The organism is Duganella sp. Leaf126, from assembly GCF_001423125.1.
GTDB lineage: Bacteria > Pseudomonadota > Gammaproteobacteria > Burkholderiales > Burkholderiaceae_D > Rugamonas.
This window is the reverse complement of record NZ_LMNW01000012.1, coordinates 190,438-213,252: the sequence shown is the minus strand read 5'-3', so window position 1 is coordinate 213,252 and position 22,815 is coordinate 190,438. Positions and strand designations below refer to the sequence as shown.

The 22,815-nt window shown below is 66.8% G+C and carries 14 protein-coding genes; 4 read left to right on the top strand and 10 right to left on the bottom strand.

Annotated elements, in window-relative coordinates:
- Positions 1 to 161: 161 nt before the first annotated feature.
- From ASF61_RS08710 to ASF61_RS08685, 6 genes are all read right to left on the bottom strand, one after another.
- The gene (locus ASF61_RS08710; protein ID WP_056154060.1) at positions 162 to 2,102 is read right to left on the bottom strand and encodes an NPCBM/NEW2 domain-containing protein; all 1,941 of its coding nucleotides are present in this window, start codon (positions 2,100 to 2,102) and stop codon (positions 162 to 164) included.
- A gap of 19 nt (positions 2,103 to 2,121) precedes the next feature.
- Positions 2,122 to 4,080: a sialate O-acetylesterase gene (locus tag ASF61_RS08705; protein ID WP_056154059.1), complete on the bottom strand. Its 1,959-nt coding sequence runs from the start codon at positions 4,078 to 4,080 to the stop codon at positions 2,122 to 2,124.
- Between the two features lie 110 nt (positions 4,081 to 4,190).
- Positions 4,191 to 5,441: a TolC family protein gene (locus ASF61_RS08700; RefSeq protein WP_056154057.1), complete on the bottom strand. Its 1,251-nt coding sequence runs from the start codon at positions 5,439 to 5,441 to the stop codon at positions 4,191 to 4,193.
- Positions 5,438 to 5,755: a DUF3240 family protein gene (locus ASF61_RS08695; RefSeq protein WP_056154053.1), complete on the bottom strand. Its 318-nt coding sequence runs from the start codon at positions 5,753 to 5,755 to the stop codon at positions 5,438 to 5,440. The genes ASF61_RS08700 and ASF61_RS08695 overlap by 4 nt, the downstream gene beginning before the upstream one ends.
- Positions 5,752 to 8,823, bottom strand: coding sequence for an efflux RND transporter permease subunit (locus tag ASF61_RS08690; RefSeq protein ID WP_056154050.1), 3,072 nt, complete (start codon positions 8,821 to 8,823; stop codon positions 5,752 to 5,754). Before ASF61_RS08690 ends, ASF61_RS08695 begins: the two co-directional genes overlap by 4 nt.
- Positions 8,823 to 9,989, bottom strand: a complete 1,167-nt coding sequence (locus ASF61_RS08685) for an efflux RND transporter periplasmic adaptor subunit (protein ID WP_056154047.1) — start codon at positions 9,987 to 9,989, stop codon at positions 8,823 to 8,825. Before ASF61_RS08685 ends, ASF61_RS08690 begins: the two co-directional genes overlap by 1 nt.
- A 163-nt stretch (positions 9,990 to 10,152) precedes the next feature.
- Between ASF61_RS08685 and ASF61_RS08680 the strand changes: the two genes are divergently transcribed.
- The 4 genes from ASF61_RS08680 to ASF61_RS08665 all read left to right on the top strand — a co-directional run bounded on the left by ASF61_RS08680 (position 10,153) and on the right by ASF61_RS08665 (position 14,957).
- A complete protein-coding gene (locus ASF61_RS08680; protein WP_056154043.1) occupies positions 10,153 to 10,821 on the top strand; it encodes a response regulator in 669 nt (222 codons plus the stop codon).
- Positions 10,818 to 12,167, top strand: a complete 1,350-nt coding sequence (locus tag ASF61_RS08675; RefSeq protein ID WP_056154039.1) for an ATP-binding protein — start codon at positions 10,818 to 10,820, stop codon at positions 12,165 to 12,167. Before ASF61_RS08680 ends, ASF61_RS08675 begins: the two co-directional genes overlap by 4 nt.
- 186 nt (positions 12,168 to 12,353) lie before the next feature.
- Entirely contained in the window at positions 12,354 to 13,073 is a 720-nt protein-coding gene (locus ASF61_RS08670) for an NADPH-dependent F420 reductase (protein ID WP_056154037.1), read from the top strand.
- Between the two features lie 207 nt (positions 13,074 to 13,280).
- Positions 13,281 to 14,957 carry a response regulator gene (locus ASF61_RS08665; protein ID WP_200919828.1) on the top strand — a complete coding sequence of 559 codons (1,677 nt, stop codon included), beginning with the start codon at positions 13,281 to 13,283 and terminating at the stop codon, positions 14,955 to 14,957.
- Here ASF61_RS08665 and ASF61_RS08660 read toward each other — a convergent pair.
- The 4 genes from ASF61_RS08660 to ASF61_RS08645 form a co-directional block, all read right to left on the bottom strand.
- Positions 14,954 to 17,923, bottom strand: coding sequence for a glycosyl hydrolase 115 family protein (locus ASF61_RS08660; RefSeq protein WP_082491371.1), 2,970 nt, complete (start codon positions 17,921 to 17,923; stop codon positions 14,954 to 14,956). The two genes, ASF61_RS08665 and ASF61_RS08660, sit on opposite strands and share 4 nt — an antisense overlap.
- 155 nt (positions 17,924 to 18,078) lie before the next feature.
- On the bottom strand, positions 18,079 to 20,277 hold the full coding sequence (locus ASF61_RS08655) for a family 1 glycosylhydrolase (protein WP_056154027.1): 2,199 nt from the start codon (positions 20,275 to 20,277) through the stop codon (positions 18,079 to 18,081).
- Between the two features lie 47 nt (positions 20,278 to 20,324).
- A complete protein-coding gene (glf, locus tag ASF61_RS08650; protein ID WP_056154024.1) occupies positions 20,325 to 21,476 on the bottom strand; it encodes a UDP-galactopyranose mutase in 1,152 nt (383 codons plus the stop codon).
- Between the two features lie 126 nt (positions 21,477 to 21,602).
- On the bottom strand, positions 21,603 to 22,802 hold the full coding sequence (locus ASF61_RS08645) for a glycosyltransferase (protein WP_056154021.1): 1,200 nt from the start codon (positions 22,800 to 22,802) through the stop codon (positions 21,603 to 21,605).
- Between the last annotated feature and the right edge of the window lie 13 nt (positions 22,803 to 22,815).

The window sequence follows — 22,815 nt, the reverse complement described above, 5'->3', positions numbered from 1 at the left end:
GGCGCCGCGTCCCGGCCGAATACGGTCCGGTGGGCGAATAGCCTTGGCGCCATGCATTCAACGGGGTGGTCCCCGGTCGCCGCTGTTGCGGCACCGAGCGCTGCTGGCGGCCGGCGCAACCGGCCAGGTGCAGCCGGCCAGGTGCAGCCGCATTCCCTACGCTAGTCGGGCCGCACAGGCGACAGCAGCGCGGCCTCGCCCCACACCACCGGCAGCTGACCGCCAGGCGCCGAGGCGCTGCGCGCCACCAGCTCGAGCAGCTTGACGCCGGTGACATCGACGTTCATTGCCTGCACCGGTTCGTTCCAGCGAACCGCCCTGCTCTGCGCCAGCAATTTGCCGTCGCCGTAGATCATGAAGGTGACGGCCTGCTGGCGTGCTTGCGCCGAGTCGTCCACGCCGGCCTGCACCGTGAACTTGCGGTAGCCCTGGTTGCGCACTTCGAGCCGCGAATTGGCCAGCACGCCGAGGCCGGCGCTGTACGGCTTGCCGGCCACCTGCAGCACCTGGCCGTACGGCGTGCTGTCGGCACGCGCGCCGCCCCAGCCGCTGTACATCGGCCGTTCGCCGGCGCCCTTGGTGCCGGTCCAGCCGGCCGACGAGCGGAAGATGCTGGGGTCGGCCTGCGGCCAGACCACGCCATCGACCGCCGGGTTGACATTGCCCGGTTGCTCGGACAAATACACACCGTCGGCCAGCAGGCGCGCGCCGTCGACGCGGAAGATGCGCGTTTCGCGCGGCGCCACCATCACCTTGGTTTCGCCGGTGAACGTGGTCTTTTCGCGGCTCCACAAATCGGTCAGCGTGACCGGCGCGTTCTGCCGCAGCTTCAACTGCGCCGCGGTGAGGTCGGCAGCGATCGGCGCCAGGCCGCGGTTGAAGATGGCGACCGCCTTCTGCCCGGACGCCAGCGGCTTGACCAGGATCTGCAGGTCGTCGGCGTCGTAGGCCAGCGTGGCCTGGTTGCCGGCCGCGTCCTGGTTGAGGGCGATGATGTCGGTGTTGCCGACGATGTCCATCAGCGGCTGCGCCATCGTGCGCAGGTCGGCGCCGATCATCAGCGGCGCGTTGAGCATGGCCCACAGCGCAAAGTGCGAGCGCGCTTCGACCAGGTGGCCGGCATCGAAATCGCCCTTGCCGATGTAGAGCATGTCGGGATCGTTCCAGCTGCCGGGATGGGCGTACAGCTCGCGCCGGACCGCGCTGTCGAAATTGGTCAGCATGCGCGCCCACGACGGCGTGATGTCGTCGCTGGTGCGCGAGATGTTGCCGAAGTTCTTGCCCCACGCGCGCACATCGGCCGCACCCCACACGCACAGCGACAGCAGGTAGTCGCCATCGGGATTGCTGCGCTGGAGGGCGCGGTTGATCTCGGCAAACTCGGCCTGCACGGCCGGGATGTCGGAGCGGCTCACCGATTGCAGGTCCAGCACCGGCGCCAGCGCGCGGTAGGCGCCGGTGCGCACTTTCGGGCTGTCGGCGCCGTAGGCGCGCAGGCCGCAGCCATCGACCTTGATGAAATCGAAACCCCAGTCGCCGAAGTACAGCGCGATGTCCTGGTCGATATGGCCATACAGGCCGACCTCGCGTTCCAGCACGGTCCCCTGCGGCAGGTCGGCGTCGCCGCCGGAATAGGCTTGCGAGCAGGTGTTGCGGCCAAGGTCGGAATAGATGCCGGCTTTCAGGCCCATCGCGTGCAGCTTGTCGGTGAACGGGCGGAAGGTGCTGCCGCCCGCGGTGGACGGAAAACGGTCCGGCCGGATCACCAGCCGGCCATCGGGCTGGCGGCGGCGCAGCGCCCAGCCGTCGTCGATGTTGATGTAGCGGTAGCCGCTGGCGGCCAGGCCGCTGTCGACGATGCGCCGGGCCGAGCCGAGGATCTTGGCTTCGTCGATATCGGTGCCGAACGCGTTCCAGCTGCTCCATCCCATCGGCGGCGTGCCAGCGCGGCCGGCAGTATAGGCGCTCCAGCGTGCGGTCGGGGCCAGCGGATCGGCAGCCGCGCCGAAGGCCGCCGCCACCAGCAGCGCCGCCGACAGGCAGCGCAGCGCGCTTAGTGGACGCTGGCGCTGCGGTGGACGCACAGTCGGTTTTTCTTGCATCGGAGTCTCCTTGCCGCGTTCAGCGGACGTCGATGTCGAACGGTGCGGCCGGCTGGTCGTCGCCGCTGTACAGGTTGACGAACGGCGCGTCGGCCCAGGCGTAGCGCACGCGCGTCACGTCAGCGCTGCCCGCCCCCGGCAGGCGCACGGTATCGCCTTCGGCGCGCGCCTCGGTATAGCGGCAGGTCTGGCCGGCGCATGCTTCGAAGCCGATCGCGCGGTCCGCCGAATACGTGACCAGGCCGCCGCCGGTGTCGCGGAACGCGACCACGATGTCCTGGCCGCTGCGCCGGGCCGACACCGCGTACGGGCTGCCTGCCGCGCCACGCTCGCCGTAGGCGATGCTGCGCGCGGCGCGCGCCATGCGTTCGCCCACCACGGTTTTCTGGGTCGGGTGGATGTCGAAGCGGTCGCCGACGTCCAGCGTGACGGCCAGGCCCGCGTGTCCGTCGGCCGCCACGCTGGCCGCCTGCGCCGCGCGCAGGTCGGCCCAGCCGGATTCGCGCGGCGCCCTGGCCGGCGCACCGTACGCAGTGAGCTGCGCGACGATAAACGGCAGTTGCGGCTGGCCGAAGTGCTGGCGCCAGTCACGCATCAACAGCGTCAGCAGCGTGCGGTATTCCCGGGCCGCGCCGACATTCGATTCGCCCTGGTACCAGGCGGCCAGCTTGAACTTGTAGCCGGCCAGCGGCGCAATCATGCCGTTGTACAGGGTGGTCAGGCTGGTCGGAATCTCCCACGGCGCCGGCGGCACGGCCACCCCTTTCAACGGGCTGCCACGCTGCGCCTTCCACACCGCAGGCAGCGCTAGTACTTGGCCGTCGGCCAGACCGATGCCGCGGCTGGCGGGCGGCCCGGATGGTCCGCCGCCTTTGCCGCTGTTTAACACGCGCAGCGCGATCACGTTGCGGCCCGGCCGGAATACGCCGGCCGGCACCGGGTACTGGCGCCACACCCACGACGTGGCGGCACCGCCGACGCGGGTGCCGTTGACCCAGGCCGTGTCGAAGCTGTCGACCGGACCCAGGTTCAGCTGATTGGCCTGGCTGGCCTGCTCGGCCGTCAAGTCGATGGTGGTGCGGTACCAGACCACGCCGTCGAAGTCCTTGAATCCCGCCACGCCGCTGTCTTTCCACGAGACGCCGGGCGCCAGCGACGGCCACGCGCTGTCGTCGAATGCCGCCGTGCGCCAGCTGCGCTGCGCTGCTGCGGCAGGATCGTGGGCGGTCCACCACGCCTCGTTGCGCGCCTCCTCGGCACGCATGCCGGCCGCCGCATCGGCGCCATACTCGGCCACCGCGGCCACCCCGGCGCGGTAATCGGGCAGCGCACCGAGCGACCCGGCGCCGATCCAGCCCTGGATCGTGGTGCCGCCCCAGCTGGCGTGAATGAAGCCCACCGGTATCCGGTAACCGGCCTGCAGCGCGCGCGCCATGTAGTAGCACACGGCAGACGTGTCGCCGACCGATTGCGGCGTCGCCGAGGTCCAGGCCACCTTGCCCTTGAGCTCTTCCTGCGGCGTGGCAGCGCTGGTTTTTTCGATATCGAGGAAGCGCAGGCGGTCGTTCTGCGCCGCGCCGATCGTGCCGGTGGCATTGGTCGAGGTGCGGACCGGGAATTCCATATTGGACTGGCCCGAGCACAGGTAGACGTCGCCGACCAGGATGTCGCTGCGACTGAGCGTGGCGCCAGCCGACGCCACCTCCAGCGTGTAGGGACCGCCGGCCGGCTGCGGCGGCAGGGCTACGCGCCACTTGCCGCTGGCATCGGCGCCGGCGGTCGCGCTCTTGCCACCGAGGGTCACGGCCACCTTGTTACCGGCAGGCGCCGTGCCCCACACTGTCATCGGCTGGTCGCGCTGCAGGACAGCGTGGTCGGAAAAGATGCGCGCCAGTGCCAGTTCGCCGGCCAGCGCGGGCAGGCACTGGCAAGCTGCGGCCAGCGCCAGCAGCCTGGCCGCGTTACGTGTAGTCTCCATCGAGATGCCTCGTGATTGTCGTTATGCGGCAATTGTCCAGTCTTGCCTGTCACCCGACAATTACGAAAATCACCAAACCACCGAACGTAATTGACGCATGCGCCCCATGATCAGTCGATGGCCCACAGGGCGTGGGCGTCGAGCCGGACCCGGGCGGCAGCCGCCAGGGCGGCAATCTGCGCGGTGTGCGCCGCCAGCGTGGCGTCGAGCGCCTGGCGGCGGCTCAACAGCGCCTCGGCCAGGCCGACTTCACCGGCCTGGTACGCGCGCCCGATCAACGCCGCCTGGTGCGCGCTCTGTTGCGCCACGTCGCGCAGACCGGCCCAGTGGCGATAGGCATGGCGCTGCTCGGTCACCGCGCGCTGGGCGTCGCGCTGCACCCTGGCCCTGGTTTGGTCGACCCGCTCGTCGGCCATGCGCGCCTGCACGGCGGCAGCGGCGCCTTCGGCGCTGCGGGCAGCGCCGCCGAGCGGAATCGACAGCGTCACGCCGAGCGTGCGTTCCTGGCCGTCGCGCTCGCGCGTGCTGCGCAGGCCCAGCGTGGGATCGGGCATGCGCTCGCTGGCGGCGCGGCGCGCCTTGAGTGCATAAAACTGTGCTTCGGCGGCAGCGAGTTCCAGTTCGTGGTTGTCGCCCACGATGGAGGCCACCCGGGTGGCAACATCGTCCGCATCGTCCTGCGGCTCCGGCAGGCGGTCGACGGTGGGTGCAGGCAGCGCGCCATAGGTGGTCGCCAGCAAGGCCAGCGCCTGCGCAGCGTCGTGACGGGCTTGCGCCAGGGCGGCTTCCGCGCGCGCCAGCTCGGTCCCGGCTTGCATGCGCTCGAGCGCCGGCGCGTCGCCGGCCTGGACGCGCAGCGCGGCAGCCGATTGCAGCTGCAACATCAGCGCGTGCTGTTCGCTCAGCAGCTGCACGGTGGCCAGCGCCCGCAGCGCGTCGTACCAGTCCTGCATCAGGGCGCGGCCGGCTTCGTGCCAGGCATCCGTGCGCCGGGCCTGCGCCAGCGCCACACCCTGCTCGCCGATGCGGCGGTCCTGGTCAGCCTTGCCGAACCAGCGTACGGCCCGTTCCACACCGAGTTCCTGTTCCCTGTAGCGCCGCTCGCCTTCCACCCGGCGCTGCGCAGCGCCCACGCGGGCGATCCATTCGTGCGTGCCGGCCGTGAGCTTGTCGCGTTCGGCGGCGGCCAGGTCCTGTTCCAGTGCACCGAGGCGCAGCTGCGGCAAGGCCGCAAGCGACCGGCGCACGGCCGCTTCGGGCGGCAACGCATATAACACGTCGCCAGCGAGCGGCAGGCCGGCATGGGCACCACCCGCAGCCAGCGCACAGGCGTAGCCGAGGACCGCCAGTACCGCTCTCATGCCAGCCTCCCGCTGGCAAGCAGGGGGCTGATCCAGTATTCGACCTCGGGCACCGGCATCTCGCGCGCCAGCGCCTCGATCAGCCGCTGCAGGTCGGCATGGACACCGGCAATCAGGACCAGCTTGCGCGCGCTCCTGCCCTGCACCAGCTCCATCGCCGAGTGCAGGCGTGCGCCCTGCCCCATGCCCTGCGCAGCGATGATGGAAAATCCGCCCGCCCAGCGCGGGTGCAGCAGTAAAAAATCGAGGATGTCTTCTTCCAGGCTGACCGGGATCACCATGGTCAGCAGGCTGTCGTTGGCTAGGATGTTCATTCGTGGTCCAGTCGCGCAGGGATGCCGAAGCGGCGGAACAGCAGCGGCAGCAAAATCAGGGTGAGCAAGGTGGCGCTGAGCAGGCCGCCGATGACGACGATGGCCAGCGGCTTCTGGATCTCCGAGCCCGGGCCGGTGGCCAGCAGCAGCGGCACCAGTCCCAGCCCGGTGATACAGGCGGTCATCATCACCGGCCGCAGGCGCCGCAGTGCACCCTGCATCACCACGTCGGCCAGCGGCACGCCGCGCGCCACCATCTGGTTGAAGCAGGTGATCATCACCAGCCCGTTGAGTACCGCGATGCCCATCAGGGCGATGAACCCGACCGAGGCCGGCACCGACAGGTACTCGCCGGTCACCGCCAGCCCCACCATGCCGCCGACCAGGGCAAACGGGATGTTCACGAACACCAGCACCGCCTGGCGCACGCTGCCCAGGGTGCTGAACAGCAGCAGGAAGATCAGCGCCAGCGCCGCCGGCACCACCACGGCCAGCCTGGCAGCCGCGCGCTGCTGGTTCTCGAACTGGCCGCCCCACGACAACCGATAGCCGACGGGCAGCTTGACCTGCTGCGCCACCGCAGCCCTGGCTTCCTCGACGAAGCCGACCAGGTCGCGGCCGCGCACATTGGCGCGCACCACGGCCAGCCGGCTGCCGTTCTCGCGCTCGACCTTGACCGGACCGTCGACCGTGCGCAGCGTGGCGATCTGGCTCAGCGGCACCGACTGGCCATCGGCCAGCGGCACGCGCAGCTGCCGGAACAGCTCTGCCGACATGCGCAGGGCGTCGCCACCGCGCAGCAGCAGCGGCAACCGCTGGGCGCCATCGATGACGATGCCGGCCGTACGGCCTTCGATCATGGTGCGCAGGTCGTTCTGCACCTGTTCCGCGGTGAGATTCAGGCGCCCTGCAGCCACCCGGTCGATATCGACCAGCAGGTACTGCACGCCCTCGTTCTGCACCGTCAGCACGTCTCCGCTGCCGCGCAAGGTCTGCACCACGGCTGCGATCTGCGCCGCCAGCTGGCCCAGCTGGCGGGCATCGGCGCCGAAGATCTTGATGGCCAGGTCGCCGCGCACGCCGGAGAGCATCTCCGACGTGCGCATTTCGATCGGTTGGGTAAAACTGAAATTCATGCCGGGGAAATCGGCCGTGGCCCGGCGCAGTGCGTCGATCAGGTCTTCCTTGTCCGGGCTGCGCCACTGGTCGCGCGGCTTCAACACCAGGAAGGCATCGGTCTCGTTGGGCCCCATCGGATCGAGGCCCAGTTCGTCGGTGCCGAGACGGGCCACGATGCGCGTCACCTCGGGCACCTGCTGCAGGATGCGCCGCTGGATCGCCAGGTCCTGGGCGGTCGATTCCGCCAGGCTGATCGACGGCAGTTTTTCCGATTGCATGATCAGGTCGCCCTCTTCCAGCACCGGCATGAACGATTTGCCGACCACCAGGAACAGGGCGGTTGCGACCAGCAGCGCGCTGCCGGCGGCCAGCATCACCGGCCGCTCGCGCTGCAAGGCGGCCGCGAGCGCCGACTGGTACACGCGCTCCAGCCACACGACGATGCGCGGCGCCGGGCCGTGGTGCGCCTTGAGCAGGAACGACGACAGTACCGGGATCACCGTCAGCGACAGCAGCAGCGACGCGCCGAGCGCAAAGATGATGGTCATGGCCACCGGTGCGAACATCTTGCCCTCCAGTCCCTGCAAGGTCAGCAGCGGAATGAACACGACCATGATCACCACCATGCCGGCCGTGACCGGCACCGCCACCTCGCGTACGGCGCGGTAGATCACGTGCAGCCACGACATGCCCGGTTGCGCCTTGCTGCTGCGCGCCTCGATATTTTCCACCACCACCACGGCCGCATCGACCAGCATGCCGATGGCGATTGCCAGCCCGCCGAGCGACATCAGGTTGGCACTCAGGCCGAACTGGCCCATCAGCAGGAAGGTGCCGAGCGCGGACAGCGGCAGTATGCACGCCACGACCAAGGCCGCCCGCACATTGCCGAGGAAAACGTACAGCAGCAGCACCACCAGCACGGTCGCCTCGAGCAGGGCCTTGCCGACCGTGCCCACGGCCCGTTCGACCAGGTGACCACGGTCGTAAAACGTATTGATGGTCGTGCCGGCCGGGAGCGATTTGCCGATGTCCTGCAGGCATGCCCGTACCTGGTCCACCACGTCGAGCGCATTGGCGCCGCGCATGGCCAGCACCAGGCCCTGCACCGCTTCGCCCGTACCATTCTGCGTGACCGTGCCATAGCGGGTCAGTGCGCCGATGCGCACCTGCGCGACCTGGCCGACGGTGACCGCCACGCCATCGCGGCTGACCAGCGCGATCGCCGCCACGTCGTCCAGGGTGCGCACGCTGGCGTCGCTGCGGATCAGGAACGATTCCTCGCCGCTGTTCAGGCGCCCGGCGCCGTCGCTGCGGTTATTGGCGCGCAGCGCCTGCTCCAGCTGGTCGAGCGACACCTTGCGTGCAGCCAGCGCCGCCAGGTCGGGCACCACCTCGAAGCTGCGCACTTCGCCGCCGAGCGAATTGACATCGGCCACCCCGGCGATATTGCGCAGCTGCGGGCGGATGGTCCACTCGAGCAGCGTACGCTTTTCCATCAGCGACAGCGGCCCGTCGATGGTGAACATGAACACGTCACCGAGCGGCGTGGTGATCGGCGCCAGGCCGCCGCTGACCGACGCCGGCAGGTCCTGCAGCACGGCCGCCAGCCGCTCGGTGGCCTGCTGGCGCGCCCAGTACATATCGGTACCGTCGTCGAAGTTGAGCGTGATGTCGGCAATCGCATATTTCGACTGCGAGCGCAGCACCGACTGGTGCGGAATGCCGAGCAGCTCCTGCTCGATCGGCGCGACGATGCGGGTTTCGACTTCCTCCGGCGTCATGCCGGGCGCCTTCATGACGATCTTGACCTGGGTACTGGAGACGTCGGGGAAGGCGTCGATCGCCAGTGCGCCTGCCGCGCGCACGCCGGCAAGCACCATCAGCACTGCCAGCACCAGCACCAGCAGCCGCTGCGACAGCGACAGTGCGACCAGGCGGCCCAGCATTATGGCTGCTCCTTGCCGGCCGGCGGTTCGCCCAGCCCGTTCCACGCGCCCTTGATGGCGGCCACGCCGCGCAGCGCCACCGGCGCGCCCGGCAGCAGCGCGCCGCGCACCCAGACCAGCGCACCGGCTGCGGCGCCAGGCGCCACCGGCACGGCGGCAAAGCCCCGGGCATTGCGCACGAAGACGTAGCTGGCGGCGCCGCGCCGCACCAGCGCGGCGGTCGGTACCGCCAGCGCGCCGGGCTGGGTGCGCGGCGGTGTCACGCGTGCTTCGACAAAGGCGTTCATCTTCAGGCAGCTGTTACGCTCGCGCTGCTCGGCGCGCACCAGCGCGGTCTGGTTGACGCCATTGACCAGCGGCGAGATCGCGTTGATCCGCACATGGCAATTATCGGCCACCGTCAGCTGGTCGCCTACCGCCAGCGCCGGCAATTGCTGGCGCGAGGCCTGCAGTTCCACCCACAGCGGGCCGTCGCGCATGATCTTTGCCACGCTGGCGCCTGCCTCGGCCTGCTGGCCTACCGCCAGCGGCAACTCGACCACGGTTCCTGCCGCCTGCGCGCGGACCGTCAACAGGGGACTGAGGCGCCGGCTGGCCGGCAAGGCGTCGAGCGCCGCGCCGCGCAAGCCGCCTGCGCGCAGCATCTGCGCGTGCTGCTCGGCGGCCAGCTGCGCCAGCTGCGCCGCCGCGCGGCTCTCGTCGCGGCGGACGGCCGCGACGATCCCGTCCGCGTAGAGACTCTCGTCGCGCGCCAGCTTGTCGGCTGCCAGGCGCGCACGCGCTGTCAGCTCCACGTAGTCGCGCTGCAGTTCCATCCAGCTCTGGCTGAACAGCGTCACCAGCGGTGCGCCGGCCTTGACCGTTTGCAGCGTGGCCACATGGACTTGCTGTACCATACCGCCCCATGCCGTGCCGCTGACGACCATCGCGGTCGCGGACGGCACCACCGTACCTGACAGCACGATGGCGTCAGGGCCGGCACCGGCACTGGAACCGGCGCCGGGACCGGCGGCGCCATCGGGCAAGCGGGCCAGCGCCGGCGTAGTCTCGATGCCGGCGCGCGCAATCTGCGCTGCCGTGATGACGACCTGCTCGGTCCGGGGAGCCGCGGCCCCGGCGGCGGCAACGGCGGCGGACGCGGACGCGATTAACAATGGAGTGAACATGGCGGACGGTGACTGGTGGGGAAATGCGGGCGATGGTGCTGAGCAGTTCTTAAGAGGTTCTTAATAACTGCCGCCGCCCGGCCGCGCCATCTGGCCGGCCCGATAACACCCAGACAACCCCCAGACGACACCCAGACAACACGCACGACAACAGGCCGACACCATGCGCATATTGCTGACCGAAGACGATCCCCAACTGGGCCGCGCGACCCAGATCGGGCTGGAGCAAGGCGGCTACGCCGTCGACTGGGTGACCACGGCCGAACGGGCGCTGACGGCCGCGCGGCTGCACGATTACGGCTGCATCCTGCTCGACATCGGCCTGCCCGGTCAGGATGGCATGCACGTGCTGCACCGGCTGCGCGACAGCGGCTATGCCGGCGCGGTGCTGATGGTCACGGCGCGCGACCAGGTGCCGGACCGCATCGCCGGTCTTGACGCGGGCGCCGACGACTTCGTCGTCAAACCGTTCGACCTCGACGAACTGGCCGCGCGCATCCGCAGCGCCTGCCGGCGCGCGGCCGGCCGCGTGCGCGAACTGCTCGTGCATGGCGACCTGGTGATCGAGGTCGCCGACCGGCGCGTCTGCAAAGCCGGTCAGCCGATTGCCGTCACGATCAAGGAATTCCGCCTGTTGCTGCTGCTGGTCGAGCAGGCCGGCCGCGTGCTGAGCCGCGAGCAGCTGGAGAAAAACCTGTACAGCTGGGGCGATGAGGTGGAGAGCAACGCGGTGCAGGTGCACATCCATCACCTGCGCAAGAAGCTGGGCCGCGATCTGATCCGCACCGTGCACGCCATCGGCTACTGCATCGACAAACCGGCGGCAGCATGACGGGCGCGGGCCAGCGCTGGTCGCTGAAACGCACGCTGCTGGCATCGCTGCTGGGCCTGACGCTGCTGCTGTGGGCCAGCAGCGCAGCCATCGTGTACGTGGAGGCGCAGCAGGAAAGTGACGAACTGTTCGACCAGTCGCTGGTGGAGACGGCGCACCTGCTGCTGTCGCTGGTCGAAAACGAGGTGCGCGAACATGGCTTGTCGCGGCCTATCAGCCTGCCCATGCAGGGCCACGCCAATCCGCGCCGCTACCTGCTGTTCCAGGTCCGCGACGTCAATGGCCGGGTGCTGTACAAGAACGATGGTGCGCCCGACGCGGCGCTGGCGCCGGATGCGCCGGCCGGCCTGGCCTGGACCACGCTGCACGGCCAGCGCTGGCGCCTCTACAGCTTGTGGGACGAACGCCGCGAACTGGCGCTGGTCGTGGCCGAGCCGACCAGCCATCGCGAGGACATCAGCAGCCGCTTCTTCTACAAGATCGTCATCTTCGGCACGCTGATGGCCTTGCTGGCGGCAGCGGCGCTGTGGTGGAGCATCTCGCGCGTGGTGCGCGTGCTGCAAGATTCGGCCGACGAGGTGGCCGCGCGCACCCCGAACGACCTGGCCGAGGTCAGCGTGGATGCCGCGCCCAGCGAAGTCCACCCGCTGCTGCTGGCCATCAACCGCCTGTTTGCGCGCGTGCGCCAGACCATCGAGCACGAGCAGCGCTTCACGGCCGATGCCGCGCACGAACTGCGCACGCCGCTCGCTGCCATCAAGACCAATTTGCAGGTGCTGCAGCGCGCCCGCACGGCCGACGAACGCGATGAATTCACCGCAGCCCTCGGCGCCAGCGTGGACCGCGCAGCGCGGCTGATGGACCAGCTGCTGACACTGGAAAAAGTCGAGGGCGCCGTCACGCCCCGCCAGCCGGCAGACCTGGCGCCGCTGCTGCGCGAGCAGGCCGACCACTGGCGCCAGCAGTGCGCCGCGCACGGCCTGGCGTTGGCGTGCACGATCCACGCGGCGCCGTGCCAGCTGCACGGGGACAGCATGCATACGCTGCTGCGCAACCTGGTCGACAACGCGGTGCGCTATACGCCAGCGCCGGGGCGCATCGCGATCAGCTGCGGCCAGCGCGATGGCGCCACCTTCGTCTGCGTGGCCGATTCCGGGCCGGGCATCCCGGCAGCGATGCAGGCGCGCGTCTTCGAGCGCTTTTTCCGCCTGGCGGGTGCTGCGACGCCAGGCAGCGGGCTGGGCTTGTCGATCGTGGCGCGCATTGCCGAGCAGCATCACGCGAAGATCGAGCTGGGGGCCGGGCTTGACGGTCGCGGTCTGTCGGTCACGGTCCGCTTTCCCTGACGCGTAGCGCGCCACCCGTGCGCCGCCTGTATTGCTGCACCAAGTCACTGCCAACGTTACAGACCGTACGGCGCATACCGGGCTGGATGTGTACCATCGGGATGGTTTTTCAACATCGCTTGAAGAACACTCGGATAAATGCTTGCAATCGAGCTACATCACTCAAACCCTACTCTGGAGGACTCTATGAACATTGGTATCATTGGTGCCGGTCATATCGGCAGCGCGCTGGCAACACGACTGGTCAGCCTCGGACACTCGGTGTCCATCGCCAACTCGCGCGGTCCCGACACCCTCAAGGACGTGGCCCGCGACACCGGCGCCAGGCCGGTAACGGCCGAAGAGGCGGCCCGCCACGGCGAGATCGTCGTGGTCACCATTCCGCTCAAAAATATTCCCAAGCTGCCCAAGGATCTGTTCGCGGACGTGGCAGCCGACGTACCCGTGATCGACACCAGCAATTACTACCCGATCTTGCGTGACGGCCACATGCCGGAACTGGAACACGGCGACTTGACCGAAAGCGAGTGGGTGCAGCAACACTTGGGCCGCCCGGTGATCAAGGTGTTCAACAACATCTTTGCCGAGCACATCAAGACCAAGGGCTTGCCCAAGGGGACAGCCGGCCGTATCGCCCTGCCCGTCTCCGGCGACGACAGCGCGGCCAAGCAGAAAGTCATGGCGCTGGTGGACGAGCTGGGCTTCGACCCGGTCGATAACGGCACGCTGCACGAATCGTGGCGCCAGCAGCCCGGCACGCCCGGTTACGGCGCCGACCTGTCGGCCGACAAGCTGCGCGAGCTGTTCCAGAAAATGGGCACCGAGCGCACCGAGGCGCAACACGCAGAGTACCTGGCCAATCACGCCAAGCTGCAACGCGAGATGGCGCAAAAGGGATCGGACTGAACTGAGGCGCACCGCGCTGTCAGTCAACTCAAGCGGTAGCCAGTGCCGAACGGCGCCGCGCGCCGGCACCGGTTTCCGCTGACGGTCCTTTCCCGCGCTGGTTCTGCGATCACGGCAACATGCCGGCAGGACCAGCGCAGAGCGACCTCTACATGGCTACAGTACTTCCGCCTCCGTGGTAATTTCTGGTTTTTAATGGAACTCTCTATGGTTAGCGCAAATTCCCGCGACGAAGACGACGAGATCGTCAGCAAGAACGGCAGCGTAGGCGTCAAGGCCGGCGGCGAAATCGAAGGCAGTGCCTACAATCCGATGGGCAATCCAGGCGTGGAGCACTGGAAGGCCAGTGCCATTTCCCAGCCGGGCTTTGCCGACCAGGACAATATTTTCTTCGCAGCCGTCGAGATGACGCGCATGCCCATGGTCGTCACCGATCCGCGCCAGCCGGACAATCCGATCGTGTTTACCAACGGGGCGTTCCGCGACCTGACCGGTTACAGCGCTGACGAGATCCTCGGGCGCAATTGCCGCTTTCTGCAGGGACGCGGCACCGACCGTGCCACCGTCAAGGAGGTGGCCACGGCGCTGGCCCAGCACAAGGCGGTGGCGGTCGATATTTTGAACTACAAGAAAGACGGCACCAGCTTCTGGAACGGCCTGTTCATCGGTCCCGTGTTCGACCGGGAAGGCGAACTGCTCTACTTTTTTGCATCGCAACTCGATATCACGTCGCGTCGCACGAGCGAGATGTCGTACACGCAGGCGCAGAAGATGGAAGCGATCGGCCAGCTGACCGCCGGGCTGGCGCATGACTTCAACAACCTGCTGCAGGTGGCCATCGGCAACCAGGAAATCGCCCTGCGCAGCCTGTCCGACGCGGTGTTGACCGGCAAGATGCTGTCCAAGAGCCAGGCCGCGCTGCAAAAGGCCACAAAGCTCACCCAGCAGTTGCTGGCGTTTGCACGCAAGCAGCGCCTTGAACCGCGCCTGGTCAACCTGAACGACAAGGTGATTGCGTTCAGCGAAATCGTGGCAGGCACGCTGGGCAAAAGCGTCGAGCTCAGGCTGGACCTGCGGCACACCTTGCCCGACTGCTGCATCGACCCCCATCAATTCGAGGTGGCCCTGCTCAATGCATTGATCAATGCGCGTGACGCCATGCCGGACGGCGGCACCATCACGATCGGTTCCTCGGTCTTGCACGACAAGGAGAAAATCGCCGCGCACCGCCTGCTGGGCGACCAGTACGTTGTCATCTGCGTGACAGACACGGGCGAAGGCATGTCGCGCGAAGTCGTGGAGCGCGCGACCGAACCATTCTTCACCACCAAGGGGCCCGGCACGGGCCTGGGCCTGGCCATGGTCCACGGCTTCCTCGAGCAGTCGCACGGCCGGCTCGAACTCGACAGCGAGGTGGGCAAAGGAACGCAGGTGCGGATGATTTTCCCGGTAGCCGAGGCGGCGCGCGAACGCTTGCAGGACCAGACCGACACTGCGTCCGCTGGCGACGGGCAGGCAGACGCCGCCACCAAGCGCATCCTGGTGGTCGACGACAATGCCGACATCCGGGAAATGTCGGCCGCATTCCTGACCTCTCTTGGCTATGAGACGGTCGAAGCGGAAAGCGGCGAGGCAGCGCTGGTCGTGCTCGAATCGACACCGGTTGACCTCGTCTTTTCCGACGTCATCATGCCGGGAGGGATGAACGGCTTGCAATTGATCGACAACGTGCGCCGCCTGTACCCGGATGTGGCGACCCTGGCCGCCACCGGCTACTCGGAAAACGCGCTGGAACGACCGGCGTCAGCGTTGGACCTGCAGATCCTGCCCAAGCCGTTCAAGCTAGACGACCTGGCCGACATGATCAAAAAACTGATCCCTTAGCGCGCTGCAGCCGCTGGGCCCTGATCCTGGACGGGATTGCGCGGCTGCGACGGTGGGCCGAAGTAGGTGTCCGGCAGCGGGCTGTCATGCAGCACGATCTTCTGCACAACCAGCGATGGATCGACCATGATCACTTTCAGGTCGTACTGTCCGGGAGCTTCGATCCTGACCTTGAAGCGCATCACGCGCGCATTGTCCGCCGCATGCTTGTAGTGCTTTTTGCCGAGGAAAGTTTCGCTGTCGCGCGTTGCCGGTGTAAATACCCGCGACACCTGCGGTGCCTGGTCGCCGACCGCCAACGCAATCGCCAGGTCGCGGCCCGGATAGTTATCCAACGTTGGCGCCGTCACCAGTTCTACCTCCCAGGTGCCCGCGTAGGCGAAGTACACCGGATATTCGAGCCGCGGCGCTGCCGCAAAGTCGGTGACGCTTTGCGCCGTAACGGGGAAAATCGTCATCGCCCCCGTCCCGCGCCCATAGTCCGGCAACGCTTCCCAGCGCGCCGTTTTTCCCGCGATGTTACGCACTGCGGCCATCGCGTCGAACGCGATCGGACCGACCAGTCCGCCGAATGCACCGGCGCTGGCGCGTCGCTCGTCCTCGGTAGCGAGCGTCGCGAACGCGTTCACGTTCAGGCGCTGGCCATTGGCGATGATCGCGATGCGGCCCAGCTGTGCCGGTCCGATGGGAACCAGGCGCCAGTCGATATCGACCCAGATGCGCTGGTCTTCGCTGGCGTCCGGCACCGGCGCACGCGATAGCTTGATCCATGGCTGGTCGACCTCGGTGGTGAAGACCGGCCGGCGGCCATCTTTCGAAAACACGTCGATGTAGGAACGCTGTCGGTTGATCGAATCGAAGCCTGGCAGCGCTGGCGGGTCGCCATCGCCGGGCCAGGCAGGCCTGGCGCCATCGACCGCGATACCGATGGCACCCGCTTCGCCGGCCTGGACCGAGCGCAAGGCCGGCAGCAGATTGGTCTGGGGCGAGCGCCAATCCTTGTAGCCGATGTGGGTCTGGTCCATCATGTGGCGCCATTTGCCGTTGGCCAGCGCGTTGTTGTAGAAGTCGGAGAGCGCCTGATCGCGCCGGAACAGGCTGCGCACACGCGCAGCCTCGGCGTTGGCTGCGAACCGGCCCTGCTCGGCATACAGCTGATTGCGGCCTGCGGCGATCTGCAGTTCCATGAAGTTCGACAGCGCCAGGATAGGATGGAGCACCAGCTGGTAGTAGGCATCCTGCTGACGCGCTGGAAGCTTCTCCTTCAGAAGAACGGCGCGGCGGTTGAGCTCGCCCCAGGCAGCCGACACCCGCTCCGCCTCGCGGTAGTCAGTCAGGCTGAAAGTGTCCGGGCGCACCAGCTCAGGTTTGCGCCAGGCGCTGTATTTGGCATAGTGAGCCACCAGCGCTGCAATCTCCACAGCGTGCTCGGCGCCAAACTCCCGCGCCGCCCAGCGTTCGGTCCAGGCACCGATCTGGTCCTTGCTGATGGCAGACGGGTCCCACGCCATGCGCAGGAAAAACTCGATCGGCACTTCCAGCGGCTTGAGGTCGCCGACATTGGCGATCCAGATCTGATGGGCCCCGTAGGCATTTGCCAGGTTCATCTGCTCCCAGATTTTGGGCAGGGGATTGCTGTTTAGCCACTTATAAGAGAAGGGGCCGCCATTCATGTCCATGTGAAAATAGATACCGGCGCCGCCGGGACGCGCCCGCTCGGCTGGCGTGGGCAGGCGGCGCAGATTGCCCACGTTATCGTCCGTAAAGAGCAGCGTGACGTTGTCGGGCACTGTCAGCCCGGCGTCGTAATACTGCTGCACCTCGGTAAACAGTGCCCACAGCTGCGGTACCTGGCGCTGGTCCACACCGCTTTGCTCGGTAATGATGCGCTGTTGGTCAGCAATGATTTTTTCAATCATTTTCTTGTTTGCTTCCAGACCGCCGGCGTCGGGCATCGCCACATCGCCATCACCGCGCATGCCCATGGTCATGACGCTTTCGTACGCCTTGTTGCGACGCACGCCGTCGGCAAAGAAACGCCTGATGCCTGCTTCGTTGGTCAGGTAGTTCCACTCTCCATTGCCATAGTCCTTGCGGTGGGCAGTCCACTCCCGATGGGCGCGTATCATGGGTTCGTGGTGGCTCGTGCCCATCACGATGCCATAGGCGTCCGCCAGCCGCGGGTTGTCGGGATCGTCCTCGTTGAAGGCGCTCGACCACATCGCCGGCCACAGATAATTTGCGCGCAGGCGCAGCAGCAGCTCGAACATGTGGGTGTACATTTTGGCGTTCAGCGCGCCAAACTTCGCACGCGACCAGCCCGCCAGCGCAGGCTCTTCGTCATTGATAAAGATGCCGCGATACTTGACGGCAGGTGGCCCCTGGACCGTCACACCGGGTACGGCGAACAGCGTACGGCGTTGCCTGGGCGGCACGTCTGCCCACCAGTGCCAGGGAGACACGCCAAGCTGCTCCGATATTTCGTAGATGCCGTAAATGGTGCCGCGCTTGTCGCTGCCTGCGATCACCAGCGCTCGCTCGACGCCCGGCAACGGTTGCTGCACGGTGGCGATGACGAACGATTCCCATTTCCCGCGGATCGGCGCCACATCCAGCTTGTTCGCCTTGACGAGCTGTTCGATTAAAGCGCTCTTGCCGACCGTGCCGATCAGAATCGCCGTGTGGGAGCCAGGCTTTTCCGCTCCGGTGTAGAGCGCAGGCTTGGTGCCGCTGACGCTGGCGATGTCGGCCTGCAGGTCGCCCGCAGCGCGCAGCACGCCCCAATGGTCTGCCTGATCGAGCATCAACGGCGCCGCCCTGCCCCCATCGACGAGAGCAACGCGGTCAGCGCCACCGCGTTCGCTGACCAGCTCGCGTGTGGAGCCGAGACCGGTTTGCGCAAGCAGCTGGGGGCTGGCGATCAGCAGCAGCCACAACATCCACCATCTCATAGCAACGATGTTCATTTTTCCTCTCGGGCAGCACCACGGTGACGATCGGACTTGAAGTCGGAACGACGCCGGGCATGGTCAGGTTGACGACAGTAAAGTTTATCATTACCAATCTATCAAGGTCGACCAGCCGAACCTTCGAGCAGTGAGAGCACCGTTGCAGCTACGTTTCAGCAACGCTGTGCCACGAACCGGATCAACGCGTCATCCAGCGGTGGCAACAGCATGGCGCGGTTGCTATGCAGCGCGCTGTTTGCAGGGCGCCTGGCGAAGTAGTTGCAGTCGGACGAATGCTGTTCGCGCAGGGCTGCTGGGTCCAGTCCTGCTTGCACGGCCGCCATGCGCGCCAGCGCTATCCATGAAACGGCGTCGCCATTGGTCAGGTGCCAGATGCCGCACTCGCCGTCCACGACCAGGTTCAGGCAAGTATCGACCAGGTCGGGGACATAGGTGGGCGTGATGATGAGGTCACCAGGGGCGGCAAACGCCTGCCCCGATTGCAGCGCCGCCAGCGCGTGGTGTACGAAGTTGTACTGGTCCCAGGGACCGAAAAAACTGCTGGTGCGGATCACCAGCGCATCGGACAGCAGGCCAAGCACCGCCTGTTCGCCGTCGGCCTTGCTGCGCCCGTAGACGTTGATGGGCGAGATGGGATCGGTTTCGACATACGGCTGCCCTGCCCGGCCATCGAACACCAGGTCGCTCGAGAAAGTGGTCAGGTGGATGCGGTGGCGCGCACATGCCCGTGCCAGCACCTGCGGACCCTGGGCGTTCTCGCGAAAACATCGCTCGGCGTCGTGCTCGGCATCGTCGACGCGGACATAGCCGCTGGCATTGATCAGTGCCCACGGCTGGTAGCGCTCGAGTGCGCGCTCGACCGCGGCGGGGTCGGTAATGTCCATCTCGGCCCGGCTGACCAGCTTGAAAGCAAGATTGCGCTCGGTGCAGATCCGGGCAAAAGCGCGGCCCAGCGTGCCGCTCGCGCCGGAAATGAGCAACGGCGGCCGCCCGCTGGCATCCGCTGCCGTCAGGGACGCTGCTGCGCCCGGTCTCAGGGCGCTGCGCCGGCCCGGGTGGTAGCGCGTGGGGCGCCGCCACCAGCCGGCCCCGGGCGCAGCCGGATGCGCGGGGTGGTCGCCGGCAGCGAGTTGTTGCAACATCCGGGCCACGGCCGTGGGGCGCGGCTTGCCGCCACGGATGTCGAAAGCGCCCGATTCGTAATGGCCGACCTGGCGCGTGACCAGGCTGTCCCAGTCGAACGAACCCAGCAGCGCCCAGGCCGTGACGGCCTGCACGTCGGCTCCTTCAGCCCGGGCCGCCAAAGCGGCCTCCCAGATTTCCGTCATCCAGCGCAGCTGGTCTTCGCGGCCAGCGTGGATGTGTGCTTCCGTGATGGCGATCGGCAGGCCGTAGCGGTGCCAGGCTTCGATCAGCAATGGCGCCAGCTGCGTCTCCGGCGCCTCGGCCACCCGCGCGGCTTCGGTATCGATGCAAGGCTTGCCGTCGATCAGGCCGGGGCGCAGGTGCGGATAGCGTTCGACCCGGTGGTCGAGCCAGCGCTCGCTGGTGACGTAGTAATTCACGCCGATGATGTCGGGCGGGCACCGGTGATCGCGGAACCAGAGCACATCGGCTGCGGTGGCGCCGTGTTGCAGCAGATATGCCCACAGGCGGTGGTCCTGATCGACCTTGCCACACAGCAGGTCCCACGCCAGCCAGCGCCTGTCGTTATAGAACTCTGTCACCGCTGCCATCTCGTCCGTGCCCCAGGTCTTGCCGAGGTCGTCGGTCTGCACCAGCTTCGCGGCCGGATTGACGCTGCGCACGGCCTGCATGGCCAGTACCGTGGCGCGGGTCTGGTTCAGCACGGCGGTGACAAAGGCATGGTCGCTGCTGGCATGCGGGTACCACAATCCGTACAAGGTGCTGAAGCGCGCCGTGGTCAGCGGTTCGTTGACCGGCGTGTAATGGTCTATCCACGGATAGCGTGCGGCAACGGCCCCCGCGTACGCGGCCAGTCCCGGTGCAAAACCGGCATCGACCAGGCTCGTAGTGCGCGGCCCGCTGCCGTGGTGCACGAGGCCGGCGATCACGGTAATGCCGCGTTCGCGGCACGCCGCCAGCTGCGCGTCGGCCACCGACCAGTCGGCGCTTTCCAGTCCATCGGGCGCAATGCGTTCCCACAATATTGGGTAGCGCAGTGCCGACAAGCCTGTGGAATGCAGCAGTTCCACCTCGCCCGGGCGCGCGCCGTGGCCGCTTTGCGCGGCCTGGTCGAAGTACCGGTCACCGACCCGGTTCACCGTGCATTCCACGCCGCCCCACAGCGCCAGCGGTGGCGTCACTGAGTTATTCTGGAAAATCTGCATGCAGGGTACCTTGCAGGAAGCGGTCAGCGCACAGCGGCAGCAAGGCGCTACGCCAGTGGATCGACAACGAAGGCAGGCATGGCAACGCGGTCGTTTGCGCAGGCCAGGAACTTGTCGGCAGTGAGCAGCGCCTCGTGGATGGTGACATCCATGTCCAGGTAGCGGTAGGTGCCCAGCCGCCCCACGAAGGTGACGTTGCGCTCTTGCCTGGCGATGGCGACATAGCGCTCGAGCTGCTCCTTGTCGCGCGCCAGGCGGATCGGATAGTAGGGAATGTCGCCGTCCTCGCACTGCCGGCTGTATTCCTTGTACAGGATGGTGCCGTCGTGCTGCTCCCATGGCGAAAAGTGCTTGTGTTCGGTGATCCGCGTGTACGGCTGGGCTGCGTCGCAGTAATTGACGACGGCGTTACCCTGGTAGTCGCCACGGTCGCGGAACACCTCGAAGTCGAGCGTGCGATAGGGCAGGCGTCCTTCCGCATGACCGAACCACGCATCGATGGGTCCGGCATAGAACACATGCTCGAAATCGTTTTTCGCTGCCGGGTCGAACGGGGTGCCGAGGTGGACGGTGACGCCGGGCACGTCGAACATCTTCTCGATCAACGCGGTATAGCCGTGCACCGGCATGCCCTGGTACTTGTGGCTGAAATAGTTGTCGTCGTAATTGAAGCGCACCGGCAGCCGTTTCAGGATGCTCGCCGGCAGCGCGCTGGGCGACAGCCCCCACTGCTTGATCGTGTAGGTCTTGAAAAACGCTTCATACAGCTCGCGGCCGACGAAGCGCAGTGCCTGTTCCTCGAAGGTCTGCGGATGCTCGATGGTCTTGTCGCCGAGGGACGCGAGAAAATCGGCCGCCTCGGCGGGACGGAAGGTCTTGCCGAAGAACTGGTTGATGGTCAACAGGTTGATCGGCAGGGTGTAGACCCGGTCGCCCGTAATCGCCTTCACACGGTTCACGTACGGCTTGAACTCGCTGAAGCGGTTGACGAACTCCCAGGCCCGCTCATTATCGGTATGAAAAATATGCGGGCCGTACACGTGCAGCATGACGCCGGTCTCGGCATCGCGCTCGGAATGGCAGTTGCCGCCCACGTGAGAACGGGACTCGAACACCTGGACGGTACGACCGGCTTGCGCCAACTGGTGGGCAATCACGGCCCCGGAAAATCCTGCACCGACAATGGCGATAGGTTTCATGTAGTCTCCCGCAACGTGGGGGTGGTTAACTGTAGCCTGGCGCGCGATGGACAGCGCCAGGTAATGGGCGGGTGCAGGTTGCAGCGTGGTGACGGACGCGGCGTCGTCACCATCGTTGGCAGTGGTTCAGGCAACCAGTTCGGGCCGCAGCACGGCTGCGCGACCGGTGTCCAGCTCGCTCGCGCTGCCGACCAGCACCGGCGGCAGCGCGTGCCGCGACCCGGCCACCCGTTCGGCCGTGGCATGTTCGAGCAGTTCGCGCATGTGATCGGCCGTGGCGTCCCAGGACGTTGCCGCGATGATGGTGCGCATCTGCTGCGCCATGGCGGCGGTTTGCGCGGTCGTCTGGCCCAACGCTTTCTCGCAGTGGGCGATGAATTCGGCGTGGTCATGACCGATGGCCACGATGTGGCCATAAGGCTGCTCGACATCGGTAATGGCGGTGCTGACGACGGGCAAGGAGGCAGCCATGTATTCGAGGACCTTTGTCGGGCTGATGAAGCGCGTCGATTCGTTGAGCGCAAACGGCAGCAGGCACACATCCCATCCCGCCAAAAATTGCGGCAGCGCCTGATACGAATGCTGTCCCAGGTAATGGATGTTGGAACGCACGGGAAGTTCGGCCGCATCGATCTTGACCACCGGCCCGACCAGCACGATCTGCCATGCCGGATGGGCATCGGCCATGGCTGCGATCAGGCCGGTGTCGAATCGTTCATCGATGACGCCGTAAAAGCCCAGGCGCGGCCTGCCGATGTGCTGCTGCAGCGGATGCACATCGCTGCGGTCGAGCGAACGTGCGAAGTGCGCTGCATCGACGCTGCTGGGGAAGCAGTACGCATTGGCGTGACGGTTGCGCTTTGCCTCGTAAAGACTGGGTCCGCCGGTGAATACGAGATCGGCCACTGCCAGCAGCGCCGTCTCGCGCTGCAGCAGCTCGGGCGGCGGATTCTTGAACGCAGAGAGTTCGTCCATGCAGTCGTACACAACCAGTGACGGGTGCTGCTGTCCCAGCAACGGCAGCGCCATCGGCGTATAGAACCAGACCACGGGATCTTCGTCTGGCGGTACCAGGTCGGCCAGCAGCAGTTGCAGGACCGGCATCTGCTCGTCATGGAACCCGGGCGCATGCACCGGGGTGTGGGGCTGGTACACGGTCAGATTGGGCGCCGGGCTATAGGTGTGCAGGAGGGGTTCGGCCGCATCGAACAGCGGTTCCTCGATGAACAGCACCTTGTAGTGTTCGGCGAGCCGCGTCAGCAGTTGCTGCGGCCGTTGATAAACGAAGTCCCAACGCAGGTGGCAGAAAACGACGATGGTTTGCATGAGACTCTCCTCG